The sequence below is a fragment of the Pseudomonas sp. OE 28.3 genome (assembly GCF_014268205.2).
Lineage (GTDB): Bacteria > Pseudomonadota > Gammaproteobacteria > Pseudomonadales > Pseudomonadaceae > Aquipseudomonas > Aquipseudomonas edaphica.
Genome location: NZ_CP077082.1, coordinates 6,445,097 through 6,471,383, shown reverse-complemented (window position 1 = coordinate 6,471,383; position 26,287 = coordinate 6,445,097). Strand labels below are relative to the sequence as shown.

The following is a 26,287-nucleotide window of genomic DNA, read 5'->3' as shown; positions in this document are numbered from 1 at the left end:
TCCCACAGGGGACTGCATTTATTCTTTGATGAATTTATCGGTCACAAAGGCCGAGTAATCCGGCAGCACCGTTTCGACCTTCCCCTGTTCCTTCAAAAACTTCGCCGTCTCCCCAATCGCCTTCGCGGTGCCGCCTTTAAGCAGTGCCTCGGTCTGCTGTGCCTGGGCATCCGGGAAGGTGGTGCCGGCCAACAGTTCAGGAATATCGGCGGCATTCGCACCTGTCAATTTGGCGATTTTTTGCACAGGTTCGGAATCGACGGTCCAGCGGTCTTTATGGGCCGCATAGTCAGCAAACGAATCCAGCGTGACCTTGGCAAACTTGGCCACTACGTCAGGATGTTTTTGCGCGAAATCCTTGCGCGCCACCCACACTTCGAACGTCGGCGCGCCCCACTGACCCACCTGGGCCGCGTCGGTCAGGGTTTTTCCGGTCTTGCGGATCTCCCCCAGCGCCGGTGACCACACGAATGCGCCGTCGATATCGCCACGTTTCCACGCGGCGGCGATTTCTGCCGGTTGCAGGTTCACCACTTTGACTTTTTGAGTGTCCAGGCCCCAGTGCTTCAGCGCACCGAGCAGGCTGTAATGGGAGGTCGAGACGAACGGGGTGGCGATGGTTTTACCCACCAGGTCTGCGGGTTTGTCGATGCCACTACCGTTGCGTACCACCAGGGCTTCAGAAGTGTTGATCTGCGCCGATACGATAAACGCCACGATCGGTAGATTACGTGACGCCGCTGCTGCAAGGGGGCTGGAACCGAGATTGCCGATTTGCACATCGCCGGAGGCGATAGCGGTGACCACTTCAGGGCCGCTGTTGAAACGGCGCCAGGCGATGTTCTCGCCGATGGCCTTTTCATAGAGGCCGTCAGCCTGGGGGACTTTGCTGGGGTCGATGCCGGTTTGATAGCCGATGGTCAAATCGGCGGCTTTGACACCAAAAGAAAGTATTAGTGACACAAAAACTGTAACAAATTGACGGGAGGATGTGCGTTTGGCCATGATGGCGTCGCCTTTTTGATCGTGGGTGACGTATGCAACAGTACGATCACACTAATCGATCTAAAAAAAGGCTGGTAAATACCCTTTAGGAATTAGCTTATGGAGCGGTTGATCTATGCTGATCGACTCACTGCCTGCTGAGGCTTATTCCTGAATCGTATGAAAAAGAATGAAACAATTCTTTTTGGGTGTATGAAAAACTCATTACCCTGCAGGGACCAAATCAACTGCGGTTAGACGAAGGTAGTAGACACACAAGGTTACGATTGACTTGGTAGTCACTATCTGGCGCTAATCGCGCATCTGTGGATCGAGGGCGTCAGACCCGAGACCAAAGAAATACAAAAATTAGAAATGAGAGGAGCGGTACATGAAGAAGTCCACCTTGGCGTTGGCTGTGACCCTGGGCGCAATCGCTCAGCAAGCAGGCGCTGCCGGTTTTATCGAAGACAGTAAGGCCACACTGGGCCTGCGTAACTTCTACATCAACACGGATAACCGTGATGGTGCTGCAGACCCGTCCAGGAACGAAGAATGGGGCCAAGGCTTCGATCTGCGGTTCATTTCGGGCTATACCCAAGGCACGGTTCAGTTCGGCGTTGACGCAATCGGCCTGTACGGCGTGCGCCTCGATTCTGGCCGCGGCACCAGCGGTAACATCACCGGTACTTCGTCCGGCGGTACTGTGTTCCCAAGCGACGGCAATCGCGCGGTCAACGATTTCGCCAGCCTCGGTGTGACCGGTAAGGTGAAGATCTCCCAAACCGAACTGAAACTGGGTACGTTGCAGCCTAAGCTGCCAGTTATCGTGACCAACGATGGTCGTATGCTGCCGCAAACCTTCCAGGGTGGCCAGATCACTACCAACGACATCAAGGATTTGACCCTGGTTGCCGGTCAGATTGAGCATGCCAAAGGCCGTAACTCCAGCAACAACGAAGGTTTGTCGCTGGGTGGTGCCAACGGTGGCTCGAACTACACCGCAGGCAAGTTCGTCAACAAGTTCTACTATGCCGGTGGTGACTACAAGCTCACCAAAGATCTGACCGCACAGTACTACTACGGCAACCTGGAAGACTTCTACAAGCAGCACTTCCTGGGTCTGACCCATAACTGGTCGATCGGCCCGGGCGTATTGAAGTCTGACCTGCGTTATTTCAACAGTTCTGACGACGGCCTGAACGGTAATACGGCTGCCTACTACACCAGCGGTAACTACAACGGTTTCCGTGCCGGTAAGGGTAAAGTCGACAACAACCTGTACAGCGGACTTTTCCTGTACTCCGTGGCCGGCCACACCTTTGGTGGCGGTTACCAAGTCAGCAATGGCAGCAGCGACTTCCCTTGGCTGAACCAAGGTGACGGCTCGTCGGCTTACATCACTACCGACATGCAGATCCAGAAGTTCGCCCGTGCTGGCGAGCGTACCTGGCAAGCTCGTTACGCTTATGACTTCGCCAAGGTTGGCGTACCTGGCCTGACGGCTGGCGTTGTGTACCTCAAAGGTAGCAACATCGACACCATCGCGAACACTAACGCACGTACTGAAACCACTGGCCAGTCCGAGTGGGAACGCGACATCACCGTTGCCTACGTGATTCCAGAAGGCCCGCTGAAAAACCTCGGCGTGGCCTGGAAAAACGCGATGTGGCGTACCGACCTGGCGAACACCCGTTCCCAGGACGAAAACCGTCTGATCGTCAGCTACTCGCTGCCACTGTTCTAGTAGTGTGAAGCTGTTGTAAGACTGTAAACCTTGCCCGGCGCAACGCCGGGCAAGGTGTCTTGCTTTTCAAGTCGGGCTCAACCCCCGCAAGCCCTTCCTGAAACCCCTCTTTGTACAGCGTCTCAAGGCCTTCTCGAACCTTGTGATGGATGTTGATCCTCGCCCGTTCCCAAGTCCAATGAACAGATTTTTAATATTCCTTTATCGTCTAGATAAATCGATATTTATTCTTTTTAAATAATTCCTAACCCATGCACAGTGGGCTCCATAAGCACTCACCAGGAGCCACACCATGAGCCTAAGACTGGGCGACATCGCCCCCGACTTTGAACAGGATTCCAGCGCCGGCAAGATTCGTTTCCACGAATGGCTGGGCGATAGCTGGGGCGTGTTGTTTTCCCATCCCGCGGACTTCACTCCGGTGTGCACCACGGAGCTGGGCTTTACCGCCAAGCTCAAGGACGAATTCGCGCAGCGTGGCGTCAAGGCCATTGCCCTGTCGGTCGACCCGGTGGACTCGCACCACAAGTGGATCGAAGACATCAACGAAACCCAGAACACCGTCGTCAACTTCCCGATCCTGGCCGATGCCGATCGCAAGGTGTCGGACCTCTACGACCTGATCCACCCGAATGCCAGTGACACGCTCACCGTGCGTTCCTTGTTCGTGATCGACCCGAACAAGAAGATCCGCCTGACCATCACTTACCCGGCCAGCACCGGCCGTAACTTCCACGAAATCCTGCGGGTCATCGACTCGTTGCAGCTGACCGACAACCACAAGGTCGCCACGCCCGCCAACTGGCAGGACGGCGATGAAGTGGTGATTGTGCCGTCGCTCAAGGACGAGGAAGAGATCAAGCAGCGCTTTCCGAAGGGCTACCGTGCGGTGAAGCCGTACTTGCGGCTAACCCCACAGCCTAACCGTTAACGCAGAACTAAATGTGGGAGCGGGCTTGCTCGCGAAAGCGGTGTGTCATTCAAAGATGCATCAACTGAAAGTCAGCATTCGCGAGCAAGCCCGCTCCCACATTTGTCGGTATTTCCAGTCTCACATAGCAGGGGTTTTCAGGCCGTTTCGACGGCCTTTTTTTTCGTCTTGAGATTTATATTCTCCATATGCATTTATAGAATAAACAAATGAAAAAATAAGATTTTAAGATATATAAATATGCTGATAGGGTCTGTTCCATCTTGGCGACATCGCCACCCAGCGAACCGCCGACACTTGCCCAAGGAATACCTGCATGCTGGTCGTAACACTTGGAGGCAGCCCCAGCCAGCGTTCGCGCTCCGGGGTCTTGCTGGAAAAAACCCGTCAGTGGCTGCAAGACAAAGGCGTGGAAGTGGTGAGTTATCAGATACGGGACTTCCCCGCCGAAGACTTGCTGCACGCCCGCTTCGACAGCCCCAAAGTCATCGATCTGTTGCAGCAAATCGCCAATGCCGACGGCCTGGCCATCGCCACGCCGGTGTACAAGGCCTCGTTTTCCGGCGCGCTGAAAACCGTACTCGACCTGCTGCCCGAGCGCGCCCTGGCCCACAAGATCGTGTTGCCAATGGCCACCGGCGGCAGCATCGCCCACATGCTGGCGGTGGACTACGCCTTGAAGCCGGTGCTCTCGGCCCTCAAGGCCCAGGAACTGCTCCACGGCATCTTTGCCGAAGACAGCCAGATCGCTTACGCCGAAGGCAGTGCCCAGGCGCAACTGGTGCCGGTGCTTGAGCAGCGACTGCACGAGGCCCTGGAGACGCTTTATGGCGCCATGGCCCGTCGCCCCAAACCGCTGGACCCCAATGTGTTGAATGAACGTTTGTTGAGTGCTCGCTGGAGCATTTAAGCCGTACCGAAATTTGTAGTACTCACCTTACTCAGCCGCCAACGGCCAAGCAGGTGCAGCCAACCCCCTCATCGCATTATTTGGAGAGAGCGCCATGCGCACTGTCATCTTGCGTCGTGGTCTGGTCGCACTGTTTGCTGCGGCTGTGTCCTTCGGCGCCATTGTTCAAGCCCAGGCCGCCGAGACGTTGCGGATCGGTTATCAGAAGTACGGCACGCTGGTGCTGCTCAAAGCCAAGGGCTCGCTGGAAAAACGCCTGGCCGCCCAGGGCGTGCAAGTGCAATGGACCGAATTCCCCGGTGGCCCGCAGTTGCTCGAAGGCCTGAACGTCGGTGCGATCGACTTTGGTGTCACCGGCGAAACGCCGCCCGTGTTCGCCCAGGCGGCGGGTGCAGATTTGCTCTACGTCGCCTATGAGCCACCCGCGCCGACCAGTGAAGCGATCCTGGTGCCCAAGGATTCGACGATCAAATCGGTGGCCGAGCTCAAGGGCAAGAAAATCGTGCTCAACAAAGGCTCCAACGTGCACTACCTGTTGGTACGTGCCCTGGAAGATGCCGGCCTCAAATACACCGACGTGCACACCATCTTCCTGCCACCCGCCGATGCCCGCGCCGCGTTCGAGCGTGGCAGCGTCGATGCCTGGGTGATCTGGGACCCGTACCAGGCAGCCGCCGAGAAACAACTGCAAGCGCGCACCCTGCGTGACGGCACCGGCATTGCCGACAACCACCAGTTCTACCTGGCCACCAAGCCCTACGCCACGCAGCACCCGGACGTGATCAAGGCGCTGGTGGAAGAAGTGCGCGCAGTGGGCGAATGGTCCAAGGCCAACCCTCAGGAAGTAACCGAACAAGTCGCGCCACTGCTCGGCTTGCCGGCGGACATCACCCTGACCTCGGTCAAGCGCCAAGGCTACGGCGCGCTGTTCCTGACCCCGGAAGTGGTCGCCGCCCAGCAGAAAATCGCCGACACCTTCTACCAGCTCAAATTGATCCCCAAACCCTTGAGCATCAAGGACGTGATCTGGACTCCATCCGCCGCCGTCGCCACAGCGCCGTAATCCGACTTCTTCAGGAGACAACTCCATGAGCCTCAATATTTTCTGGTTCCTGCCTACCCACGGCGACGGCCATTACCTTGGCACCGCCGAAGGCGCCCGCGCCGTCGATCACGGTTATCTGCAGCAAGTGGCCCAGGCGGCTGACCGCCTGGGGTTCGGCGGGGTGCTGATTCCTACCGGCCGCTCCTGTGAAGACTCGTGGCTGGTCGCCGCCTCGCTGATCCCGGTAACCCAGCGACTGAAATTCCTTGTCGCGCTGCGCCCCGGCATCATCTCCCCGACGGTGGCGGCGCGTCAGGCCGCGACCCTGGACCGTTTGTCCGGCGGGCGGGCTTTGTTCAACCTGGTCACCGGCGGTGATCCGGAAGAGCTGGCTGGCGATGGCTTGTTCCTCAGCCACGAAGAGCGCTACCAGGCCTCGGTGGAATTCACCCGCATCTGGCGCCGTGTGCTGGAAGGCGAAACCGTGGATTACGACGGCGAACACATCAGTGTCAAAGGCGCCAAATTGCTTTACCCGCCGATCCAGCAGCCACGTCCGCCGCTGTACTTCGGTGGCTCGTCTGAAGCCGCCCAGGACCTGGCAGCCGAACAGGTGGAAATGGTGTTGACCTGGGGCGAACCACCGGCCGCCGTCGCGGAAAAGATCGAGCAGGTGCGGGCCAAGGCAGCAAAACTTGGGCGCACCGTGCGCTTCGGTATTCGCCTGCATGTCATCGTGCGCGAAACCAACGATGAAGCGTGGAAAGCCGCCGACAAACTGATTTCCCATCTGGATGACGAAACCATCGCCCGCGCCCAGGCATCCCTGGCGCGTTTCGACTCGGTTGGCCAGCAGCGTATGGCCGCTTTGCACGGTGGCAACCGCGACAACCTCGAAGTCAGCCCCAACCTGTGGGCCGGTGTCGGCCTGGTGCGCGGCGGTGCCGGCACCGCACTGGTGGGTGACGGCCCAACCGTTGCGGCGCGGGTCAAGGAATACGCCGCGCTGGGCATCGACACTTTTATCTTCTCCGGTTACCCACACCTGGAAGAGTCGTATCGGGTTGCCGAGCTGTTGTTCCCGCACCTGGATATCGAGCGTCCCGAGCTGCCAAAAAGCGCCGGTTACGTCAGCCCGTTCGGCGAAATGGTCGCCAACGACATTCTTCCCAAAGCTGCGTCGCAGAGCTGAGGCGCCATTATGGATTTTGAAAAATTAAGTCATCGTGTTGCGCCCTGGGTGCTGCCGATTTTACTGCTGGCGGTGTGGCAGTTGTCGGTGTCGGCGGGCTGGTTGTCGACGCGCATTCTGCCGGCGCCCAGCGCCGTGATCGAAGCGGGCGTCAACCTGGTACGCAGCGGCGAAATCTGGACGCACCTGGCCATCAGCGGCTGGCGTGCCGGGCTGGGCTTTGTGATCGGTGGCAGCATCGGTTTGGCCCTGGGCTTTATCACCGGCCTGTCGAAGTGGGGCGAGCGCCTGCTGGACAGCTCGGTGCAGATGATCCGCAACGTGCCGCACCTGGCGTTGATTCCGCTGGTGATTTTGTGGTTCGGCATTGACGAGACCGCGAAGATTTTCCTGGTCGCCCTCGGCACGCTGTTCCCGATTTACCTGAATACCTACCACGGCATCCGCAACGTCGACCCGGCGCTGGTGGAGATGTCGCGCAGCTACGGTTTGTCCGGTTTCAGCCTGTTCTGGCAAGTGATCCTGCCGGGCGCGTTGCCTTCGATTCTGGTGGGCGTGCGCTTCGCCCTGGGCTTTATGTGGCTGACGCTGATCGTGGCGGAAACCATCTCGGCCAGTTCCGGCATCGGTTACCTGGCGATGAACGCCCGCGAATTCCTGCAAACCGACGTGGTGGTACTGGCGATTGTGCTCTACGCCATCCTCGGCAAGCTCGCCGACCTCGCGGCGCGTGGCCTGGAACGTGTGTGGCTGCGCTGGCATCCGGCTTACCAAGTGAATAAAGGAGGTGCGGCATGACCGCTCAACAACCTCCGCGCCTGCTCAAGGGCATCCCGCTGGCGGTGCGCAAATTGCGCAAGGCCTTTGGTGCGCGGGAAGTACTCAAAGAGATTGATCTGCACATTCCGGCCGGTCAGTTCGTGGCCGTGGTCGGCCGCAGCGGCTGCGGCAAAAGTACCTTGCTGCGTCTGCTCGCAGGCCTGGATAAAGCCAGTGGCGGCGAGCTGCTGGCCGGCTCCGCGCCGTTGAGCGAGGCGATTGAAGACACGCGGTTGATGTTCCAGGAAGCGCGTTTGCTGCCGTGGAAAAAAATCATCGACAACGTGGGCCTGGGCCTTAAAGGCAACTGGCGTCCCAAGGCATTGGAAGCGTTGGAGGCAGTGGGTTTGGCCGAGCGCGCCAATGAGTGGCCGGCGGCCTTGTCCGGTGGCCAGAAGCAACGCGTGGCTTTGGCTCGCGCGTTGATTCACCAGCCGCGCCTGTTGCTGCTCGATGAGCCGTTGGGGGCGCTGGACGCCCTGACCCGCATCGAGATGCAGCAACTGATCGAAAATCTTTGGCAGAAGCACGGCTTCACCGTGTTGCTGGTCACCCATGATGTCAGCGAAGCCGTGGCGATTGCTGACCGCGTGATTCTGATTGAAGACGGCGAAATCGGCCTCGACCTGATCGTCGATCTGCCACGCCCGCGTGCCCGTGGCTCACATCGCCTGGCCGCGCTGGAAGCTGAAGTGCTTAACCGGGTGCTGTCGCTGCCAGGCTCACCGCCGGAACCTGAACCTGTTTCACCGCTGCCTACGCAATTGCGTTGGGCTCAATAACGCATAGAGGAAAACCATCATGACTATCAAAGCCATCAACGTACGTAACCAGTTCAAAGGCACCATCAAGGAAATCGTCGAAGGCGACGTGCTGTCGGAAATCGACGTGCAGACCGCGTCCGGCATCGTGACTTCGGTGATCACGACTCGCTCGGTCAAAGAGCTGGAACTGGTGATTGGCAGCGAAGTGATTGCCTTTGTGAAGTCCACCGAGGTGTCGATCGCCAAGTTGTGATCACTCCACTGATCGTTCCCACGCTCTGCGTGGTAATGCATCCCGTGACGCTCTGCGTCACCGCAATGCAGGCGGGACGCGGAGCGTCCCAGGCGGCATTCCCACGCAGAGCGTGGGAACGATCAGCGCTTGGGCAAATACGCCGGCAAATAAAGCCCCACATACGCATCAAACACCCGCATCCCTTCTTCGGCCATGCGCGGCGTAATCTGCCCATGCTGATGCACCGAGCGCGCGTACACGCGGTCGCTCAACTCCAGCGCCAACGCGAACACGTCCACGTCGGTGGGCAAGGTCGGCACTTCGAAGTGGCGGTTGAACACGTCAAGCATTAAATCCCCCAGCTCCAAATCATGCTGACGGTCCGCCTGGGTCACTTCGGCAAGCCCGTGCTGCGCCAGGATCAACTGGCGTGCGGCCGCGTCGTTGCTGTAGATGCTGAGCATGCGTTGCTCGACGATAGAGGACAGGTCGCGCCACACCTTGAGTGAATCATGCTCGATGGGGGCCTGGATCGCCGCGCGGAAAGCGGCATGGACATCGGCGGTCAATGCCTCCAGCAGCGCCGGCACGCTGGCGAAAAAGTGATACACCGACGACGGTGGGATCTGCGCCCGTTCGGCCACGCTGTAGATCGACAAGCTCGCCACGCCTTCGCTCGCCAGCAAGGTGCGGGCGGCGTCGAGGATCGCATCGATCCGGGCCTGGCTGCGGGCGCGGGGTTTGCGAGTGGCGGCGGGGCGGGTGGGCATGGAAGTCTCCTACAAGGCAGAGCGCATTGTATGAGCAGGAGGGTGTGTTGTCTGCCAGGGCCTCATCGCAGGCAAGCCAGCTCCCACACTTTGATCTGTGAACGCATTCAAGTGTGGGAGCTGGCTTGCCTGCGATGAATACAACGCGGTCTACCGGAATAAACTCAAAAAAATTCCGCAGGCCATAAAGCCTGCGGCATTTTTTAAAGCAGCAACGGCTTACACCGTATGCAGATACCAGTTGTACTCAAGGTCGGAGATGGAGTGTTCAAACTCTTCCAGCTCACTTTCCTTACAGGCGACGAAGATATCGATGTATTTAGGATCGATGTACTTGGCCATCACCTCGCTGTCGTCCAACTCACGCAATGCATCGCGCAGGTTGTTCGGCAGGCTCTGTTCGTTCTGCTCGTAGCTGTTGCCTTCCACTGGAGCGCCAGGCTCGATCTTGTTGGTAAGACCGTGGTGCACGCCCGCCAAGACCGAAGCCATCAGCAGGTACGGGTTGGCGTCGGCACCGGCCACGCGGTGTTCGATACGCACGGCATCGGACGAGCCGGTGGGTACGCGAATGGCCACAGTGCGGTTATCCAGGCCCCAGCACGGCGAGTTCGGCACGTAGAACTGTGCGCCGAAACGACGGTAGGAGTTGACGTTGGGGCACAGGAACGCCATTTGGGCGGGCAGGGTCTCGAGCACACCGCCGATCGCGTGACGCAATGCGGCGTTCTGCTCGGGATCCTCGCTGGCAAAAATATTCTTGCCGTCCTTGTCCAAAATGGAGATGTGTACGTGCAAACCGTTGCCTGCCTGGCCTGGGTAAGGCTTGGCCATGAAGGTGGTGTCCATCTCATGGTCGTAGGCGATGTTCTTGATCAGGCGCTTGAGCAGTACCGCGTAGTCGCAGGCCTTGATCGGGTCGGCGACGTGGTGCAGGTTCACTTCGAACTGCGCCGGGGCACTTTCCTTGACGATGGCGTCAGCCGGGATGCCTTGCTCTTTGGCACCTTCCAGAATGTCCTGGAGGCAGTCGACGTATTCGTCGAGGTCGTCGATCAGGTACACCTGTGTCGAGTGCGGGCGTTTGCCGGAGATCGGCGAGCGGGGCGGTTGTGGGCGGCCGTTCACGTTCTCCTGGTCGATCAGGTAGAACTCAAGCTCGAAGGCGGCGCAGATGGTCAGACCGAGGTCGTCAAATTTGCTTACAACTTGGCGGAGCACTTCGCGAGGATCGGCGAAGAAAGGTTCACCTTCAAGTTCGTGCATGGTCATCAGCAGTTGCGCGGTTGGGCGCTTTTGCCAGGGTTCATTGCACAGGGTGTCGGGGATTGGATAACAGATTCGGTCAGCATCACCGATGTCCAGACCCAGGCCGGTGCTTTCCACCGTCGAGCCGTTGATATCCAGGGCAAATAAAGAGGCAGGCAGGTTAATGCCCTTCTCGTAAACCTTGTGGAGGCTGGTGCGTTCGATGCGCTTACCGCGCACCACACCATTCATATCCGCAATTAGAAGGTCTACGTACAGAACCTCAGGATGATCCTTAAGGAACGCGTTCGCTTCGTTAAGCTGAACGGCACGCGGGGGTACCGACATGATGCAACACCTTTGTTGTTAAAAATATCAATCATTGATCTTTTCTGGTTTCAGTCAACCCGAACGGCATGCCGAAGTCAAGCGAGGCCTTTTTTGCCCTAAAAAAGCGCCTTGAGGCCTTTTTTGGGGCTTTTTGGGGCGGTTTTTTGGGTTTGAAGGGCTTGGGACTAGCAGGCTAAAGCGGGCCGTGTTGTATTTTTTACGGGGGTGTTGTGTAAAAAAATGAACAAGGCTAAGCTCGATTCAAACCCATAACAGCAATAATACCGGGGTGCTTCATGTCTCGCCTGCCGTTAATCGGCGTCACCGCCTGCTCCAAACAGGTCGGTTTGCATGCTTATCACATCAGTGGCGACAAATACGTCCGTGCAGTCGCAGTCGCTGCCAAGGGCTTGCCATTGATCATTCCATCCTTGGGTGATCTGCTCGACCCGGCCAATATTCTTGACGGCCTGGATGGCATTCTCTTTACCGGCTCCCCGTCCAATATCGAACCCTTTCACTACGATGGTCCGGCCAGCGCGCCCGGGACTGCTCATGATTCTGCACGCGACCAGACCACCCTGCCGTTGCTGCGCGCCGCGATTGCGGCCGGCGTGCCGGTGCTGGGCATCTGCCGTGGCTTTCAGGAAATGAACGTGGCGTTCGGCGGCAGCCTGCACCAGAAGGTTCATGAAGTACCGGGCATGATGGATCACCGCGAAGACGAGACCCAGCCGCTGGAAGTCCAGTACGGCCCGGCGCACGCCGTGGCGATTACCCCCAATGGGGTATTGGCAGGCCTGGGTTTGCCGCCGACGATCCAGGTCAACTCGATTCATAGCCAGGGCGTTGATCGCCTGGCGCCGGGTATGCAGGTCGAAGCGACCGCACCCGATGGGTTGATCGAAGCTTTTTCTTACACGTCGGGCAAGGCTTTTGCTTTAGGAGTGCAATGGCACCCCGAATGGCAGGTAAGCTCTAACCCGCACTACCTCGCGATCTTCCAGGCCTTTGGCTCGGCTTGTCGAAAGCGGGCGATGCAACGCGACGCGGATGCTGCGTCAACCAACGCCTGACCTTTAATGGATGTCAGGAAACACAGCCCAGAGGCATTTATGAGTAACAACCTCGACCAGCTCACCGATTGGTTGAAAGACCACAAGATCACAGAAGTCGAATGCATGATTGGCGACCTCACGGGCATCACCCGGGGCAAGATCTCGCCGACCAACAAGTTCATCGCCGAAAAAGGCATGCGCCTGCCCGAGAGCGTTCTGTTGCAGACCGTGACCGGCGACTATGTCGAAGACGACATCTATTACGAATTGCTCGACCCGGCCGACATCGACATGATCTGCCGCCCCGACCAGAACGCGGTATTCCTGGTGCCTTGGGCCATCGAGCCCACCGCCCAGGTGATCCACGACACCTACGACAAACAAGGCAACCCCATCGAGCTGTCGCCGCGCAACGTGCTCAAGAAGGTACTCAAGCTCTATTCCGACCGGGGCTGGCAGCCGATCGTGGCGCCGGAGATGGAGTTCTACCTGACCAAGCGCTGCGAAGACCCGGACTTCCCGTTGCAACCGCCGATTGGCCGTTCCGGTCGCCCGGAGACGGGCCGTCAATCCTTCTCTATAGAAGCCGCCAACGAATTCGACCCGTTGTTCGAAGACGTCTACGACTGGTGCGAATTGCAGGAGCTGGACCTCGACACGCTGATTCACGAGGACGGCACGGCGCAGATGGAAATCAACTTCCGTCACGGCGATGCTTTGTCCCTGGCCGACCAGATTCTGGTGTTCAAGCGCACCATGCGTGAAGCCGCGCTCAAGCACAACGTGGCCGCCACCTTTATGGCCAAGCCGATGACCGGCGAGCCGGGCAGCGCGATGCACTTGCACCAGAGCATCATCGACATCGCCACCGGCAAGAACGTCTTCTCTAATGAAGACGGGACCATGAGCCAGCTGTTCCTGAACCACATTGGCGGCCTGCAGAAATTCATCCCTGAATTGCTGCCGCTGTTTGCCCCCAACGTGAACTCGTTCCGCCGCTTCCTGCCCGACACCTCGGCGCCGGTTAACGTGGAGTGGGGCGAAGAGAACCGCACCGTGGGCCTGCGTGTACCGGATGCCGGCCCGCAGAACCGCCGTGTCGAAAACCGCCTGCCAGGCGCCGATGCCAACCCGTACCTGGCGATTGCCGCCAGCTTGCTGTGTGGCTACATCGGCATGGTCGAAGGCCATAACCCCAGCGCACCTGTAGTGGGTCGTGGTTACGAGCGCCGCAACCTGCGCCTGCCGTTGACCATCGAAGACGCCCTGGAGCGCATGGAAAACAGCAAGACCATCGAGAAGTACCTGGGGCAGAAATTCATCACAGGCTACGTCGCGGTCAAGCGGGCCGAGCATGAAAACTTCAAGCGCGTGATCAGTTCGTGGGAGCGGGAATTCCTGCTCTTCGCCGTCTGATGCGCCGGGCGCGCGGGGCAACCTGCGCGCCCTTCACCGAAAAGTCTAGGAGACCGGTATGTCCAGCAACAACCCGCAAACCCGTGAATGGCAAGCCTTGAGCAATGATCACCACCTGGCGCCGTTCAGCGACTTCAAGCAATTGAAAGAGAAAGGCCCACGGATCATCACCAAAGCCCACGGCGTTTACCTGTGGGACAGCGAAGGCAACAAGATCCTCGACGGCATGGCCGGCCTGTGGTGCGTGGCGATCGGTTACGGTCGCGATGAACTGGCTGACGCCGCCGCCAAGCAGATGAAAGAATTGCCGTACTACAACCTGTTCTTCCAGACCGCGCACCCGCCGGTGCTGGAGTTGGCCAAAGTCATTGCCGATGTCGCGCCTGCCGGCATGAACCACGTGTTCTTTACCGGTTCCGGCTCCGAAGGCAACGACACCATGCTGCGCATGGTCCGCCACTACTGGGCGGTCAAGGGCCAGCCGAACAAGAAAACCATCATCAGCCGCAAGAATGGCTACCACGGTTCCACCGTGGCCGGCGCGAGCCTGGGCGGCATGACCTATATGCATGAACAGGGCGACCTGCCGATTCCGGGCATCACCCACATCGCCCAGCCGTACTGGTATGGCGAAGGCGGCGACATGAGCCCGGAAGAGTTCGGGATCTGGGCTGCCAACCAGTTGGAAGAAAAGATTCTGGAGCTGGGCGTGGACAACGTCGGGGCCTTTATTGCCGAGCCGATCCAGGGTGCCGGTGGCGTGATCGTGCCGCCTGAGACCTACTGGCCGCGCATCAAGGAAATCCTCGCCAAGTACGACATCCTGTTCGTCGCCGACGAAGTGATCTGCGGTTTTGGCCGCACCGGTGAGTGGTTTGGCAGTGATTTCTACGACCTCAAGCCGCACATGATGACCATCGCCAAAGGCCTGACCTCGGGTTACATCCCCATGGGCGGCCTGATCGTGCACGACGACGTGGTTGCCGTGCTCAACGAAGGCGGCGATTTCAACCACGGCTTCACCTATTCCGGTCACCCGGTGGCCGCCGCCGTGGCCCTGGAAAACATCCGCATCATGCGCGATGAAAAAATCATTAAGCGTGTGCACGAAGAAGCGGCACCGTATTTGCAGAAACGTCTGAGGGAACTGGCTGATCACCCGCTGGTGGGTGAAGTGCGCGGTGTGGGCATGCTCGGGGCGATTGAGCTGGTGCAGGACAAGGCCACGCGCAAACGTTACGAAGGCCGTGGTGTGGGCATGATCTGCCGCACGTTCTGCTTCGAGAATGGCCTGATCATGCGCGCCGTGGGCGACACCATGATCATTTCGCCGCCGCTGGTGATCAGCAACGCGGAAATCGACGAGCTGGTGACCAAGGCTCGCCACTGCCTGGACCTGACTTTGGCGGCATTGCAGGGCTAAGTGCTAGGCTCAGAACGCAGCGGCTTTCGGGCGCTGCATTCTGAGCAGCTATAAATGAGGCTTTGGTTGAAAGCCGGCCTCGGAACTTGCCAGACTGTCGCCCTGTTTTGTTGCCCTTTAGACGGGCCGCTTAACACTGTAAGAACGTGGCCCAAAAAAGAAAAATTGGAGCATCACCAAATGAAGGCATTAGGTTTGAAGAACGCTGGCAAGACCCTCCTCGCCTTGTCCCTGTTGGGCGCAATGGCGGGCGCGGCCCAGGCAGACGATAAAGTCCTGCATGTGTACAACTGGTCCGACTACATTGCACCGGACACCATCGCCAACTTTGAAAAAGAGTCGGGCATCAAGGTGGTGTACGACGTTTTTGACAGCAACGAGACCCTCGAAGCCAAGTTGCTGGCAGGCAAGTCCGGTTACGACATCGTCGTGCCGTCGAACAACTTCCTCGCCAAGCAGATCAAGGCCGGTGTCTATCAGGAGCTGGACAAGTCCAAGCTGACTAACTACGACAACCTGAATAAATCCCTGCTCAAAGCCGTGTCGATCAGCGACCCGGACAACAAGCACGCCTTCCCGTACATGTGGGGCTCGATCGGCATCGGCTACAACCCGGAGAAGGTCAAGGCTGCACTGGGTATCGACAAGATCGACTCGTGGGACGTGCTGCTCAAGCCTGAAAACATCGCCAAGCTGAAAAGCTGTGGTGTGAGCTTCCTTGATTCGCCAACCGAAATGCTCCCGGTGGCACTGCACTACCTGGGCCTGCCGACCGACACCCAGAAGAAAGCTGACCTCAAGCAAGCTGAAGACCTGTTCCTCAAGCTGCGTCCATCGATCGGCTACTTCCACTCGTCCAAGTACATCTCGGACCTGGCCAACGGCAACATCTGCGTAGCCGTGGGTTACTCGGGTGACATCCAGCAGGCCAAGTCCCGCGCGGCTGAAGCCGGTGGCAAGGTCAAAGTGGCCTACGACATTCCGAAAGAAGGCGCCGGCAGCTTCTTCGACATGGTCGCCATCCCTAAAGATGCCGAAAACGTCGACGCAGCCTACAAGTTCATGAACTACCTGCTCAAGCCGGAAGTCATGGCCTCGATCACCAACAGCGTGCGATTCCCGAACGGTAACGAGAAGGCTACCGCACTGGTCGACAAAGACATCACCAGCGACCCGGGCATCTACCCGCCAGCCGATGTGCAGGCCAAGCTCTACGCCATTGCTGACTTGCCGGCTGCAACCCAGCGTGAAATGACACGCAGCTGGACCAAGATCAAATCGGGTAAATAAACGTTGAAACCTGTGGGAGCGGGCTTGCCCGCTCCTGCACAAACCCGTTCACAAAAATTAAATGACAGAAAGTTTTGCCGGATCGGTTTATCGAGGGTAAGTTGCGCGCCGGTTTTGTTGCCGGGCAACAACTTTAAGGCCCAACTATTTAAGAGGACCTCCACTTGCCAATTTCTTTATTTCGCAAAGCCATGCTGGTGGGTGCAGGTATCACGCTGGCTGTGAGCGTGCAGGCCGCACCGACGGTGCATATTTATAACTGGTCGGACTACATTGGCCCGGACACCCTGGCCAACTTTGAAAAGGCGACAGGCATCAAGCCCGTGTATGACGTGTTTGATTCCAACGAAACCCTGGAAGGCAAGTTGCTCGCCGGTCGTACCGGTTACGACGTGGTGGTGCCGTCCAACCATTTTCTCGGCAAGCAGATCAAGGCTGGCGCGTTCCAGAAGCTCGATAAGTCATTGCTGACAAACTATGCCAACCTCGACCCGGCGCTGCTGAAGCGCCTGGAAAAGAACGATCCAGGTAACCAGTATTCCGTGCCGTACCTGTGGGGTACCAACGGCATTGGCTACAACGTCGATAAAGTCAAAGAAGTGCTGGGCGTCGACCATATCGACTCCTGGGCCGTGCTGTTCGAGCCGGAGAACATGAAGAAGCTCGCCACCTGTGGCGTTTCGTTCATGGACTCGGCCGATGAAATGCTGCCGGCGGTGCTCAACTACATGGGCCTGAACCCCAACAGCACCAACCCTGAAGACTACAAGAAGGCCGAAGAGAAGCTGCTCAAAGTGCGGCCCTACGTGACCTATTTCCATTCTTCCAAATACATCTCGGACCTGGCCAACGGCAACATTTGCGTGGCAGCCGGTTTCTCCGGTGATGTGTTCCAGGCCAAGGCCCGTGCGGCCGAGGCTGGCAAAGGCGTGAACATCGCCTACACGATTCCCAAAGAAGGCGGCAATTTGTGGTTTGACGTGCTGGCGATTCCCAAGGACGCCACCAACGTCAAAGAGGCCCACGCCTTCATCAACTATTTACTGCAACCTGAGGTGATCGCTCAGGTCAGTGATCAAGTCGGTTACGCCAACCCTAACCCAGGCGCGGACAAACTGATGGAGCAATCGATACGCACTGACGCAGCGGTTTACCCACCGCAGGCGGTTCTCGACCGGACGTTCGTCAACTTCGAGCTACCCCCGAAAGTGCAACGTTTAATGACCCGTAGCTGGACCAAGGTCAAGACGGGCAAGTAAAGCTCAAACTATCCAAGGTTTTGCCCGTCTTGGGCGAACCTCAAATTTTGTTGGGAGTTTCGTAAATGGCAGTTGCCTCCGGCGCCTATAAGAAAGCCCTCGAGGGCGACCAGACACCGAAAAAGGTGTTGGTCAAAATCGACCGGGTCACGAAGAAGTTCGACGAGACGATTGCCGTGGACGATGTGTCCCTGGAAATCAAAAAAGGCGAGATCTTCGCCTTGCTCGGCGGCTCGGGTTCGGGCAAATCCACCCTGCTGCGCATGCTCGCAGGCTTCGAGCGCCCAACGGAAGGTCGCATCTACCTCGACGGTGTGGACATCACCGACATGCCGCCCTACGAGCGGCCGATCAACATGATGTTCCAGTCCTACGCCTTGTTCCCACACATGACCGTGGCGCAGAACATCGCCTTCGGCCTGCAACAGGACAAGATCCCCAAGGCTGAAGTCGACGCCCGCGTGGCCGAGATGCTCAAGCTGGTGCAGATGAGCCAGTACGCCAAGCGCAAGCCGCACCAACTGTCCGGTGGCCAGCGCCAGCGTGTGGCGTTGGCACGTTCCCTGGCCAAGCGCCCGAAACTGCTGCTGCTCGATGAGCCGATGGGCGCATTGGACAAAAAGCTGCGTTCGCAGATGCAGCTGGAACTGGTGGAAATCATCGAGCGCGTCGGCGTGACTTGCGTGATGGTGACCCACGACCAGGAAGAGGCCATGACCATGGCCGAGCGCATCGCGATCATGCACCTGGGTTGGATCGCGCAGATCGGCAGCCCGATCGACATCTACGAAACCCCAACCAGCCGCCTGGTGTGCGAGTTCATCGGCAACGTGAACATTTTCGACACCCAAGTGGTGGACGACGCCGAAGGCCACGCGGTGCTCAAGTGCCCGGACCTGGACCGCGACATCTACGTGGGCTACGGCATCGCCACCTCGGTGGAAGACAAGTCGGTGACCTACGCGATCCGCCCGGAAAAGCTGCTGGTCACCACCGAAATGCCGACCTGCGAGCACAACTGGTCCAGCGGCAAGGTGCACGACATCGCCTACCTGGGCGGCCATTCGGTGTTCTACGTGGAACTGCCAAGCGGCAAGCTGGTGCAGTCCTTCGTGGCCAACGCCGAACGCCGTGGCCAGCGCCCAACCTGGGGTGACCAGGTGTACGTGTGGTGGGAAGACGACAGCGGCGTGGTACTTCGCTCATGAACATGAAGAAGTTCAAACGCCAACTGCAACGAATAACACCCGGTGGCCGGCATGTGGTCATCGGGATCCCTTTCCTCTGGCTGTTCCTGTTTTTTGCGCTGCCGTTCTTCATCGTCCTGAAGATCAGCTTTGCCGAAGCCGACGTGGCGATCCCGCCTTACACCGAGATCTACACCTTCGTTGAGCAAAAGCTGCAATTGGTGCTCAACCTGGGCAACTACGCGATGCTCGGCGACGATGAGCTGTACATCGCCGCCTACCTGGGCTCGCTGAAGATGGCGTTTTTCAGCACGATCTTGTGCCTGTTGATCGGCTACCCGATGGCCTACGCCATTGCCAGCGCGCGCAAAGAGATGCAGACCGTGCTGGTGCTGCTGATCATGATGCCGACCTGGACCGCGATCCTGATCCGCGTGTATGCGTGGATGGGCATCCTCAGCAACAACGGGTTGCTCAACGGCTTCCTGATGTCCATCGGGCTGATCAACGAGCCGCTGCAGATCCTCAACACCAACATTGCGGTGTATATCGGCGTGGTCTATTCGTACCTGCCGTTCATGATCCTGCCGCTGTACGCCAACCTGGTCAAACATGACCAGAGCCTGCTGGAAGCCGCATCGGACCTGGGTTCGAGCACCTTCAACAGCTTCTGGAAAATCACCGTGCCGCTGTCCAAGAACGGCATCATCGCCGGCTGCATGCTGGTGTTCATTCCGGTAGTGGGCGAGTTCGTGATTCCTGAACTGCTCGGCGGCCCGGAAACCCTGATGATCGGTAAAGTGCTGTGGCAAGAATTCTTCAACAACCGTGACTGGCCGGTGGCGTCTGCCCTGGCGGTGGTGATGCTGGCGATCCTGATCGTGCCGATCATCCTGTTTAACCGCAGCCAAGCCAAAGAGATGGAGGGCAAGATATGAAGCGCTTCAGTTTCTCGAGTTTCATGCTGGTGGCGGGGTTGCTGTTTATCTACCTGCCGATGCTGATCCTGGTGATCTACTCGTTCAACGAATCCAAACTGGTGACGGTGTGGGGCGGTTGGTCGATCAAGTGGTACGTGGGCTTGCTGGACAACACCCAGTTGATGGGCTCGGTGGCGCGCTCGCTGGAAATCGCCTGCTACACCGCCGTTGCGGCGGTGGCATTGGGTACGCTGGCGGCGTTCGTGCTGACCCGTATCAGTCACTTCAAGGGCCGCACGCTGTTCGGCGGCCTGGTGACCGCGCCATTGGTGATGCCCGAGGTGATCACCGGTCTGTCGCTGTTGCTGCTGTTCGTGGCGATGGCGCAGATGATTGGCTGGCCCCAGGAACGTGGCATCGTCACCATCTGGATCGCTCACACAACGTTCTGTGCCGCGTATGTGGCGGTCGTGGTGTCGGCGCGCTTGCGTGAGCTGGACCTGTCGATCGAAGAAGCGGCGATGGACTTGGGCGCTCGGCCATGGAAGGTGTTCTTCCTGATCACCATCCCGATGATCGCGCCGTCCCTGGCAGCGGGCGGCATGATGTCGTTCGCGCTGTCGCTGGACGACCTGGTACTGGCCAGCTTCGTGTCGGGGCCGGGTTCGACTACGTTGCCGATGGAAGTGTTCTCGGCAGTACGTCTGGGGGTTAAACCCGAGATCAACGCCGTGGCCAGTTTGATTCTGCTGGCGGTGTCGCTGGTGACCTTCCTGGTGTGGTTCTTCAGCCGTCGGGCCGAAGAGATGCGCAAGAAGGCGATCCAACAAGCCATCGAAGAAGCGGCGGCGGACGGTTGGCAGCAACCGGACAAGCGCCGGGCGCCTGCGCCGGTCTAACTGGCGCAACACGTAAACAATGTGGGAGCTGGCTTGCCTGCGATAGCGGTGTGTCAGTCGAAGGATGAGTCGACTGACATGGCCTTATCGCAGGCAAGCCAGCTCCCACATTTGATTGCATTTCAAGTCAGCTATGCAGCCCACGGCGACTTGCGAATCACCTCGACAAAATTCATCGGCTTGAACCCCGGCTCCTGATCCACCAGCACATCGGTCTTCACGTTGCCAAACGTGGTCTGCGGGCGATGACGCAAGCCGTCGGCAAACGCGCAGATGATGCATTCCTTGAACCCTTCGCCGCGTGGATGCGCATGCACCACGGCTTCGCGCTGCACGCTGGAAAAGGCGGCGTAGTCCATGCCCAGCACATCCATCTCGACACCAGCGGTCACCAGCGCCACGGTCGGGCGCAAGTGCTGCGGTACACCCGGCGTGGTGTGCAGGGCGATCGACAGCCAGACTTGTTCGATATCGTCATCGCTCAGCCCGTAAGGCTTGAGGAATGCGGCCGCCGCGTTGGCGCCGTCCACTTCGAAACGCTCGTTGTTACTGCGATGGCCTTCGACCAGGCCCAGGTCGTGGAACATCGCGCCGACGTAAAGCAGTTCCGGGTTGTAGGCCAGTTGCTTGCGCTCACCGCTCAACGCACCGAACAGAAACACCCGGCGCGAGTGGTGGTAAAGCAAGTCGGACTCGACGTCGCGGATGTATTCGGTGGTGGCCTTGGCCAGGGCGCTGTCCGGGATCTGGATGCCTGCGATGGAGTTGCTCATGGTCGTTCTCCTCAACAAAGCGCCGGGGGTGGCGCCGATGAGTGAAGTCTGGTCGCGTGCCCGCGATGGGGCTATCGCGGCGAGGGTGCGATGTCGGCCAATGTGGCTCGATATCAAGCCACATGCGGTCAAATGTGGGAGCCGGCTTGCCTGCGATGCTGACGACTCGGTCTGTCAGTTAGACTGAGGGGAGGCCATCGCAGGCAAGCCAGCTCCCACAGGGGTTTATGTTCCTCCAGTAGAAGGTGTGTTGTTCATGGGCAAAACCGTCGCCATCCTGATCTTCCCCGGCGTCCAGTCACTGGACGTGACCGGCCCCATGGATGTGTTCTGCGAGGCCAACCGTTTCCTGCTGCCCGAAGACCATTATCAGCTTGAAGTGATCGGCCTGGGCCACGGTACGATGGCCGCCTCTAACGGCCTTTCATTGCAGGCCCATCGGCATTACCCCGAAGCCCTGCAAGCCTACGACTTGCTGCTGGTCGCTGGTGGCCCTCAGCTGCCCTTCGAGGATTTCGGCGCCCAGTTTGATGATTGGCTGCGCGGTGCCGCCGCCCGCGCACGGCGCTTTGGCTCGATCTGCAATGGCGCCTTCATGCTGGCGCGCGCCGGGTTGCTCGATGGCAAAACCGTCACCACGCACTGGAACGATGCCGCCGACCTGGCGCGCCTGTGCCCCTCGGCCCAGGTGGATGCCGACCGTCTCTACGTGCAGGACGGTAATCTCTACACCTCGGCGGGCGTCACGGCCGGCATCGACCTGTCGCTGTACCTGCTGGCCCAGGATCACGGCCCGGAAGTTGCGCTGAGCGTGGCCAAGCGACTGGTGGTGTTCACCCAGCGCTCGGGCGGGCAGTCGCAGTTCAGCCCGTTCCTCACGCCTCACGCCGAAAGCACTTCGGCGGTGGCGTTGGTGCAGCTTTACGTACTGGCGAACTTGACCGGGGATTTGACCATTGCCGATCTGGCCAAGGCGGCCAACATGAGTGCGCGTAATTTCTCTCGGGTGTTTGCTCGTGAGGCGCGCATAACGCCTGCCGAGTTTGTCGAGCGGGCGCGAGTGGACGCGGCGCGGGTGATGCTCGAAAGCAGCCCCGCACCGCTCAAGACTGTGGCCTATCAATGCGGTTTCCGTGACGCCCAGCACATGCGCAGTGTGTTCAACCGCCGGCTGGGCGTGACGCCGCAACAGTTCCGGCTTAACTTTGCGGCGCCGGTGTGAGCGTGTCGTAGGCTTCCAGCGCGCGCAGCGAATAGATGTACGCAGCACCGGCATTCAGCGAGATGGCGGTGGCCAGGGTGGCGGCAACTTCTTCTCGGGTCGCGCCGGCCTTGATCGCCGCGTCGGCATGCGCGGCGATACAGCCGTCGCAGCGCGTGGTGATGGCCACGGCGATGGAAATCAGCTCACGGGTCTTGGCGTCGAGTACTTGGTTTTCCTCGGCAGCCTCGCCCAGCGCCATGTAGGCTTTGACCATCTTCGGGTTGCTCTTGCCCAGCGCGCCAAAGGTTTTGTTTACGTTAGCAAGCAAGTTGGACCAGTTATTGAACATTGCGGTAACTCCTGAACGGGTTGGGTGTGAAGCCAGTCTGCGCGGTTCAGGTTTGGCGCTTTTGTTCGATCCACTCACCTTTTTGACCGATGCTCGCAAATGAACTCTATCGACACCCTGATTGCGTTGGCCAACCTGCGCGGCAGCCTGGACCTGCGCTGCCAGTTCCAGGGCGCGTGGGCCATGGACCACGAGCCTGAGCCGCTGGGCGTGGCGCCGTATCACATTGTGCTGGCGGGCACCTGCCACGCCGAGTTGTCGGGCGGCCAGCAGGTGACGCTGGAGGAGGGCGACATCCTGTTGATGCCCGGTGGCGCGACGCACCTGGTACGCAGCCAGGGCGCGCGGGTCAAGCCGGTGGCGCAGACCGTCATCGAGGGCGGCCTGTTGCCGATCCACCGCCTGGGAGGAGAGCAGCCGGACGTGGATATGCTCTGCGGCAACTTTCACTACAACCGCCAGTCGTTGTTGTTCAGTGCGTTGCCGGACTACCTGGTGGTGTCCAGCCGTGAGTGGCAGGGCGATGGGCAGTTGGCCGCGTTGATTGCTTTACTGCGCAGCGAAGCGGACGGCCAGCAACTGGGCGCACGCTCGTTTATCGACGCGCTGTCGTCGGCCTTGTTCACTCTGATCCTGCGCACCTGGCTGACCCGCCAGGCGCCGGTGGCGGGCACCTTCGCTTTGCTCGCCGACAAGCGCCTGAGCAAAGCCTGGCAGGCGATGCTGGCCGAGCCCGGCCATGAGTGGACCATCGACAGCCTGGCGGCAGCCGCCACCATGTCGCGGGCCACCTTCATGCGGGCGTTTGTGAAAGTCGCGGGCGTGTCGCCGTGGGTGCTGCTGACGCAGCTGCGCATGGAGCTGGCATTCAACCTGCTGCGCCAGTCGCGCCTGAGCCTGCTGGATATCGCGGCGCAGGTGGGTTACCAGTCCCAGGCGGCGTTCAGCAAGAAGTTCAAGGAAACCTATGGCGAGGCGCCGGGGCGGATGCGGGCGAACACAGACTAACTGCGATAGCATCAACTCGGTCTGCCTGATGGACCGAGTTGATGCTATCGCAGGCAAGCCAGCTCCCACACAAGCCAGCTCCCACATTGATCGGGTTTACAGGCTGTTACCGGGCAGGCAACAGCTTCAGCGTGCCACGGGTATTCGCCGTCACCTCTTCCTCACTGAAATGCGCCTGCTCGTACCCACCCTCGATATAGGTTTCCGCCTGGTCGCCATAGTGCGAGTCAAACGGCACCCCGCTTTGCCCCACGGGGTTGATGGTCAATGCATGGGCCGGGTCGGCAAAGTCGATCAGGCGCCGGGTCGACGGGCCATAGGTCACGGGCCACGGCGCAGGGCCGATCATGGCCGATTGGTTATTCGGAACTTCGTGGGTGCCGGGCGCCGGGAATGGGCCGACGTTGAAAATCTTGTCCAGTGGCTTCTGCATGCCCAACGGATGCCCATGGGTCAGGGTATGGGCCTTGCCCCACTGCCATTGCGACGGGTCATCGCCAAAGGTGGCCTTGAGGTGCGCGAGGCTGTTGTCCCAGGCGAGTTTTACCGTGTCCGCGCGCTTGCCGTTCCACCATGGCGAGTCCGCCGAGGCGGCCAGGCGTGGCAGTACGGCGTCGATCACCCGCGTGGTGATCAGGGTTTTGAACATCGCGTCGCCCAGTTTCGGGTGGAAGGCCGCGTCGGTGAGGTTGAACAGAAACTGGTTGAACAGCGTGGCGCTGGTGGAGTCCAGCGGGTAGTCGCCTTTCCAGCTTGCAAGCTGCTCCACCAGTTTCAACTGTGCCGGGTCCTTGACCACTTCACGCAGCACCGGCAACAGCGGCGCCAATAAGCGTGGGCCGTAGGCGGTGGTGGTGCCCAATTGCAAGGCCTGGCTGTTGTTCACGTCCCACTTCACGCTTTTGTCGCTCAACTGCGTGTTCAACTGCTGGCCGCGGTCGGCGAGGTTGTAGTAACCAGGAATCTCCATGCCAGTGGGCGAGGCCGGCTGGGCGTTGGCCGACACCACATAGCCACGGGCCGGGTTTTCTTCCTGTGGGTTGGCGCTGAACGGGTAGAAGCCCAGCTTGTCGGCTTGGGCGGTGCTGCCGTCGAGAATGAATGCCGGGTTCACGCCGGCCGGGCGGATTGGCAACTGCGCCGCCGCCCACCAGCCGATATCGCCCTTGGCATTGGCCCACACGATATTCAGGCCCGGCGCTGAAACCTTGGCAGCGGCGGCGCGCACTTTGGCCAGGGTGTCGGCGCGGTTGAGTTCGTAGAAACCTTCGAGGATCGGGTTTTCGGTGTCGAGGAACGCCCACCACATGGCAATCGGCGTGCTGCCGGCATTCTCGCCCAGCACGTCATTGATGATCGGACCGTGGGGCGACTGACGCAGGGTGAGCGTCACCGGCGCCTGGCCCTTGACCGCAATCTGCTGTTCACTGCTGGTCATGTTGACCCATTGGCCGTGGTACCAGACCTGGTTGGGGTTGTCCGGGTTGACCTTTTCGGCGATCAGGTCGAGGTCATCGTTCTGGAACATGGTCAGGCTCCAGCCGAAATCCAGGTTATGTCCCAGGAACGCCACCGGCACCAGTGCGTTGTGATAGCCGTACAGCTCAAAACCCGGCGCCGACAATTGCGCCTCGTACCACACCGACGGCACCGAGAAACGGATATGCGGGTCACCGGCCAGCAACGGTTTGCCGCTTTTGGTGCGGCTGCCGCTGATGGCCCAGGCGTTGCTGCCTTCGAACTGCGGCAAGCCATTGTCAGCCAGGGCCTTATCGCTCAATGCGGCGAGGGCGCCAAGGGATTTCCAGTCACTGGCGGCCAGGTTGAGGGCGCCCTTGGGTTGCCAGTCGAGGTCGAAGACTTTCAGGTAGTCGCTGCCGAGCTGGTCGCGCACGTAAGTCAGCAGCGGCTCGGTACGAAACGCGGCCGCAAAGCTGTAGGCCATATACCCGGCAACACTGATGGTGTCCTCGGCGGTAAACCGTCGTTTAGGAATGCCCAGCACGTCAAACTCCACGGGGCTGGCGTGGCTGTCCTGATATTGGTTGATGCCATCCAGGTAGGCTTGCAAGGCCTTCCAGGCTGCCGAGTCGTGGTCCATGTGCTCGACGTAACTCAAGGCGCGCTCGCGAATGCGCAGGCTGCGAAACAGCTTGTCGGTCTCCAGCACCTTCGGCCCCAGCACCTCGGCCAGCTCGCCACGGGCCAGGCGCCGCATGATTTCCATCTGGAACAGCCGGTCCTGGGCATGCACATAGCCCAGGGCGCGGTACAGGTCGGTCTCGTTCTCGGCGCGAATGTGCGGCACGCCACGGTCGTCATAGCGCACCGTGACCGCGCCTTGCAGGTTGGCCAGTGTCTCGGTGCCCTGGCGGGTCGGTTGCTTGCTGTACACATACCAGCCGGCGCCGGCCAAGAGGGCGGCAATCAGGATAGCGAGCACGGTCAGGCTGCGTTTCATGGACGGTCCTTGAGTCAGTCACCTTGAAGGTCAACGGAGTCTAATCGGTTTGGCGAGAACTGCGG

The 26,287-nt window shown here is 59.5% G+C and carries 24 protein-coding genes; 18 read left to right on the top strand and 6 right to left on the bottom strand.

Going from position 1 to position 26,287, the window contains the following annotated elements; translation table 11 throughout:
• Positions 1–18 precede the first annotated feature (18 nt).
• Positions 19–1,005 (bottom strand): taurine ABC transporter substrate-binding protein, encoded by a 987-nt coding sequence (tauA, locus tag HU759_RS29260; protein WP_169987991.1) that lies wholly within the window; start codon positions 1,003–1,005, stop codon positions 19–21.
• 370 nt (positions 1,006–1,375) lie between these two features.
• Between tauA and HU759_RS29255 the strand changes: the two genes are divergently transcribed.
• The 8 genes from HU759_RS29255 (at position 1,376) to HU759_RS29220 (ending at position 8,645) form a co-directional block, all read left to right on the top strand.
• On the top strand, positions 1,376–2,731 hold the full coding sequence (locus HU759_RS29255; RefSeq protein WP_017139543.1) for an OprD family porin: 1,356 nt from the start codon (positions 1,376–1,378) through the stop codon (positions 2,729–2,731).
• 292 nt (positions 2,732–3,023) lie between these two features.
• Complete coding sequence (locus HU759_RS29250; RefSeq protein WP_017139542.1) at positions 3,024–3,662, top strand: peroxiredoxin; 639 nt, start codon at positions 3,024–3,026, stop codon at positions 3,660–3,662.
• Positions 3,663–3,978: 316 nt separating this feature from the next.
• Positions 3,979–4,572: an NADPH-dependent FMN reductase gene (gene ssuE / locus HU759_RS29245; RefSeq protein WP_170036764.1), complete on the top strand. Its 594-nt coding sequence runs from the start codon at positions 3,979–3,981 to the stop codon at positions 4,570–4,572.
• Positions 4,573–4,666: 94 nt separating this feature from the next.
• Positions 4,667–5,635: a sulfonate ABC transporter substrate-binding protein gene (locus HU759_RS29240; protein ID WP_138454184.1), complete on the top strand. Its 969-nt coding sequence runs from the start codon at positions 4,667–4,669 to the stop codon at positions 5,633–5,635.
• A 25-nt stretch (positions 5,636–5,660) separates the two neighbouring features.
• On the top strand, positions 5,661–6,809 hold the full coding sequence (ssuD, locus tag HU759_RS29235) for an FMNH2-dependent alkanesulfonate monooxygenase (protein ID WP_017139539.1): 1,149 nt from the start codon (positions 5,661–5,663) through the stop codon (positions 6,807–6,809).
• A 9-nt stretch (positions 6,810–6,818) separates the two neighbouring features.
• On the top strand, positions 6,819–7,607 hold the full coding sequence (gene ssuC / locus HU759_RS29230; protein WP_017139538.1) for an aliphatic sulfonate ABC transporter permease SsuC: 789 nt from the start codon (positions 6,819–6,821) through the stop codon (positions 7,605–7,607).
• On the top strand, positions 7,604–8,410 hold the full coding sequence (ssuB, locus tag HU759_RS29225) for an aliphatic sulfonates ABC transporter ATP-binding protein (protein WP_017139537.1): 807 nt from the start codon (positions 7,604–7,606) through the stop codon (positions 8,408–8,410). Before ssuC ends, ssuB begins: the two co-directional genes overlap by 4 nt.
• A gap of 19 nt (positions 8,411–8,429) precedes the next feature.
• Positions 8,430–8,645, top strand: a complete 216-nt coding sequence (locus HU759_RS29220; protein ID WP_003213899.1) for a TOBE domain-containing protein — start codon at positions 8,430–8,432, stop codon at positions 8,643–8,645.
• A 122-nt stretch (positions 8,646–8,767) separates the two neighbouring features.
• On the opposite strand, the gene HU759_RS29215 is transcribed toward HU759_RS29220, so the two are convergent.
• Entirely contained in the window at positions 8,768–9,397 is a 630-nt protein-coding gene (locus HU759_RS29215; protein ID WP_169987989.1) for a TetR/AcrR family transcriptional regulator, read from the bottom strand.
• Between the two features lie 219 nt (positions 9,398–9,616).
• Positions 9,617–10,993, bottom strand: coding sequence for a glutamine synthetase family protein (locus tag HU759_RS29210; protein WP_003213894.1), 1,377 nt, complete (start codon positions 10,991–10,993; stop codon positions 9,617–9,619).
• 278 nt (positions 10,994–11,271) lie between these two features.
• Here HU759_RS29210 and HU759_RS29205 point away from each other — a divergent pair, with 278 nt between their 5' ends.
• From HU759_RS29205 to HU759_RS29170, 8 genes are all read left to right on the top strand, one after another.
• Entirely contained in the window at positions 11,272–12,051 is a 780-nt protein-coding gene (locus tag HU759_RS29205; RefSeq protein WP_017139535.1) for a gamma-glutamyl-gamma-aminobutyrate hydrolase family protein, read from the top strand.
• Between the two features lie 39 nt (positions 12,052–12,090).
• Positions 12,091–13,449, top strand: a complete 1,359-nt coding sequence (locus HU759_RS29200; protein WP_017139534.1) for a glutamine synthetase family protein — start codon at positions 12,091–12,093, stop codon at positions 13,447–13,449.
• A gap of 58 nt (positions 13,450–13,507) precedes the next feature.
• Complete coding sequence (locus HU759_RS29195) at positions 13,508–14,872, top strand: aspartate aminotransferase family protein (RefSeq protein WP_099550304.1); 1,365 nt, start codon at positions 13,508–13,510, stop codon at positions 14,870–14,872.
• 195 nt (positions 14,873–15,067) lie between these two features.
• Positions 15,068–16,162: a polyamine ABC transporter substrate-binding protein gene (locus HU759_RS29190; RefSeq protein WP_058421218.1), complete on the top strand. Its 1,095-nt coding sequence runs from the start codon at positions 15,068–15,070 to the stop codon at positions 16,160–16,162.
• Positions 16,163–16,326: 164 nt separating this feature from the next.
• Positions 16,327–17,421 (top strand): polyamine ABC transporter substrate-binding protein, encoded by a 1,095-nt coding sequence (locus HU759_RS29185; protein ID WP_017139531.1) that lies wholly within the window; start codon positions 16,327–16,329, stop codon positions 17,419–17,421.
• A gap of 65 nt (positions 17,422–17,486) precedes the next feature.
• On the top strand, positions 17,487–18,629 hold the full coding sequence (gene potA, locus HU759_RS29180; RefSeq protein WP_003195240.1) for a polyamine ABC transporter ATP-binding protein: 1,143 nt from the start codon (positions 17,487–17,489) through the stop codon (positions 18,627–18,629).
• A complete protein-coding gene (locus tag HU759_RS29175; RefSeq protein ID WP_017139530.1) occupies positions 18,626–19,546 on the top strand; it encodes an ABC transporter permease subunit in 921 nt (306 codons plus the stop codon). Before potA ends, HU759_RS29175 begins: the two co-directional genes overlap by 4 nt.
• Positions 19,543–20,427 carry an ABC transporter permease subunit gene (locus HU759_RS29170; protein ID WP_056860728.1) on the top strand — a complete coding sequence of 295 codons (885 nt, stop codon included), beginning with the start codon at positions 19,543–19,545 and terminating at the stop codon, positions 20,425–20,427. The genes HU759_RS29175 and HU759_RS29170 overlap by 4 nt, the downstream gene beginning before the upstream one ends.
• Positions 20,428–20,558: 131 nt before the next feature.
• Here HU759_RS29170 and HU759_RS29165 read toward each other — a convergent pair whose 3' ends face one another.
• Entirely contained in the window at positions 20,559–21,200 is a 642-nt protein-coding gene (locus HU759_RS29165) for an HD domain-containing protein (RefSeq protein WP_053258547.1), read from the bottom strand.
• Between the two features lie 256 nt (positions 21,201–21,456).
• On the opposite strand from HU759_RS29165, the gene HU759_RS29160 reads away from it, so the two are divergent.
• On the top strand, positions 21,457–22,422 hold the full coding sequence (locus tag HU759_RS29160) for a GlxA family transcriptional regulator (RefSeq protein ID WP_170036766.1): 966 nt from the start codon (positions 21,457–21,459) through the stop codon (positions 22,420–22,422).
• Here HU759_RS29160 and HU759_RS29155 read toward each other — a convergent pair.
• Positions 22,400–22,753 carry a carboxymuconolactone decarboxylase family protein gene (locus HU759_RS29155; protein WP_017139526.1) on the bottom strand — a complete coding sequence of 118 codons (354 nt, stop codon included), beginning with the start codon at positions 22,751–22,753 and terminating at the stop codon, positions 22,400–22,402. The two genes, HU759_RS29160 and HU759_RS29155, sit on opposite strands and share 23 nt — an antisense overlap.
• A 99-nt stretch (positions 22,754–22,852) precedes the next feature.
• On the opposite strand from HU759_RS29155, the gene HU759_RS29150 reads away from it, so the two are divergent.
• Positions 22,853–23,761 (top strand): AraC family transcriptional regulator, encoded by a 909-nt coding sequence (locus tag HU759_RS29150; RefSeq protein WP_170036768.1) that lies wholly within the window; start codon positions 22,853–22,855, stop codon positions 23,759–23,761.
• Between the two features lie 106 nt (positions 23,762–23,867).
• Here HU759_RS29150 and HU759_RS29145 read toward each other — a convergent pair whose 3' ends face one another.
• The gene (locus HU759_RS29145; RefSeq protein WP_170036770.1) at positions 23,868–26,222 is read right to left on the bottom strand and encodes a penicillin acylase family protein; all 2,355 of its coding nucleotides are present in this window, start codon (positions 26,220–26,222) and stop codon (positions 23,868–23,870) included.
• Positions 26,223–26,287 lie beyond the last annotated feature (65 nt).

Excerpts from the sequence above, each read along its gene's own strand:
- tauA (WP_169987991.1), bottom strand. The coding sequence starts at position 1,005 with ATGGCCAAACGCACATCCTCCCGTCAATTTGTTACAGTTTTTGTGTCA.
- HU759_RS29255 (WP_017139543.1), top strand. The coding sequence starts at position 1,376 with ATGAAGAAGTCCACCTTGGCGTTGGCTGTGACCCTGGGCGCAATCGCT.
- HU759_RS29250 (WP_017139542.1), top strand. The coding sequence starts at position 3,024 with ATGAGCCTAAGACTGGGCGACATCGCCCCCGACTTTGAACAGGATTCC.
- ssuE (WP_170036764.1), top strand. The coding sequence starts at position 3,979 with ATGCTGGTCGTAACACTTGGAGGCAGCCCCAGCCAGCGTTCGCGCTCC.
- HU759_RS29240 (WP_138454184.1), top strand. The coding sequence starts at position 4,667 with ATGCGCACTGTCATCTTGCGTCGTGGTCTGGTCGCACTGTTTGCTGCG.
- ssuD (WP_017139539.1), top strand. The coding sequence starts at position 5,661 with ATGAGCCTCAATATTTTCTGGTTCCTGCCTACCCACGGCGACGGCCAT.
- ssuC (WP_017139538.1), top strand. The coding sequence starts at position 6,819 with ATGGATTTTGAAAAATTAAGTCATCGTGTTGCGCCCTGGGTGCTGCCG.
- ssuB (WP_017139537.1), top strand. The coding sequence starts at position 7,604 with ATGACCGCTCAACAACCTCCGCGCCTGCTCAAGGGCATCCCGCTGGCG.
- HU759_RS29220 (WP_003213899.1), top strand. The coding sequence starts at position 8,430 with ATGACTATCAAAGCCATCAACGTACGTAACCAGTTCAAAGGCACCATC.
- HU759_RS29215 (WP_169987989.1), bottom strand. The coding sequence starts at position 9,397 with ATGCCCACCCGCCCCGCCGCCACTCGCAAACCCCGCGCCCGCAGCCAG.
- HU759_RS29210 (WP_003213894.1), bottom strand. The coding sequence starts at position 10,993 with ATGTCGGTACCCCCGCGTGCCGTTCAGCTTAACGAAGCGAACGCGTTC.
- HU759_RS29205 (WP_017139535.1), top strand. The coding sequence starts at position 11,272 with ATGTCTCGCCTGCCGTTAATCGGCGTCACCGCCTGCTCCAAACAGGTC.
- HU759_RS29200 (WP_017139534.1), top strand. The coding sequence starts at position 12,091 with ATGAGTAACAACCTCGACCAGCTCACCGATTGGTTGAAAGACCACAAG.
- HU759_RS29195 (WP_099550304.1), top strand. The coding sequence starts at position 13,508 with ATGTCCAGCAACAACCCGCAAACCCGTGAATGGCAAGCCTTGAGCAAT.
- potA (WP_003195240.1), top strand. The coding sequence starts at position 17,487 with ATGGCAGTTGCCTCCGGCGCCTATAAGAAAGCCCTCGAGGGCGACCAG.
- HU759_RS29175 (WP_017139530.1), top strand. The coding sequence starts at position 18,626 with ATGAACATGAAGAAGTTCAAACGCCAACTGCAACGAATAACACCCGGT.
- HU759_RS29170 (WP_056860728.1), top strand. The coding sequence starts at position 19,543 with ATGAAGCGCTTCAGTTTCTCGAGTTTCATGCTGGTGGCGGGGTTGCTG.
- HU759_RS29165 (WP_053258547.1), bottom strand. The coding sequence starts at position 21,200 with ATGAGCAACTCCATCGCAGGCATCCAGATCCCGGACAGCGCCCTGGCC.
- HU759_RS29160 (WP_170036766.1), top strand. The coding sequence starts at position 21,457 with ATGGGCAAAACCGTCGCCATCCTGATCTTCCCCGGCGTCCAGTCACTG.
- HU759_RS29155 (WP_017139526.1), bottom strand. The coding sequence starts at position 22,753 with ATGTTCAATAACTGGTCCAACTTGCTTGCTAACGTAAACAAAACCTTT.
- HU759_RS29150 (WP_170036768.1), top strand. The coding sequence starts at position 22,853 with ATGAACTCTATCGACACCCTGATTGCGTTGGCCAACCTGCGCGGCAGC.
- HU759_RS29145 (WP_170036770.1), bottom strand. The coding sequence starts at position 26,222 with ATGAAACGCAGCCTGACCGTGCTCGCTATCCTGATTGCCGCCCTCTTG.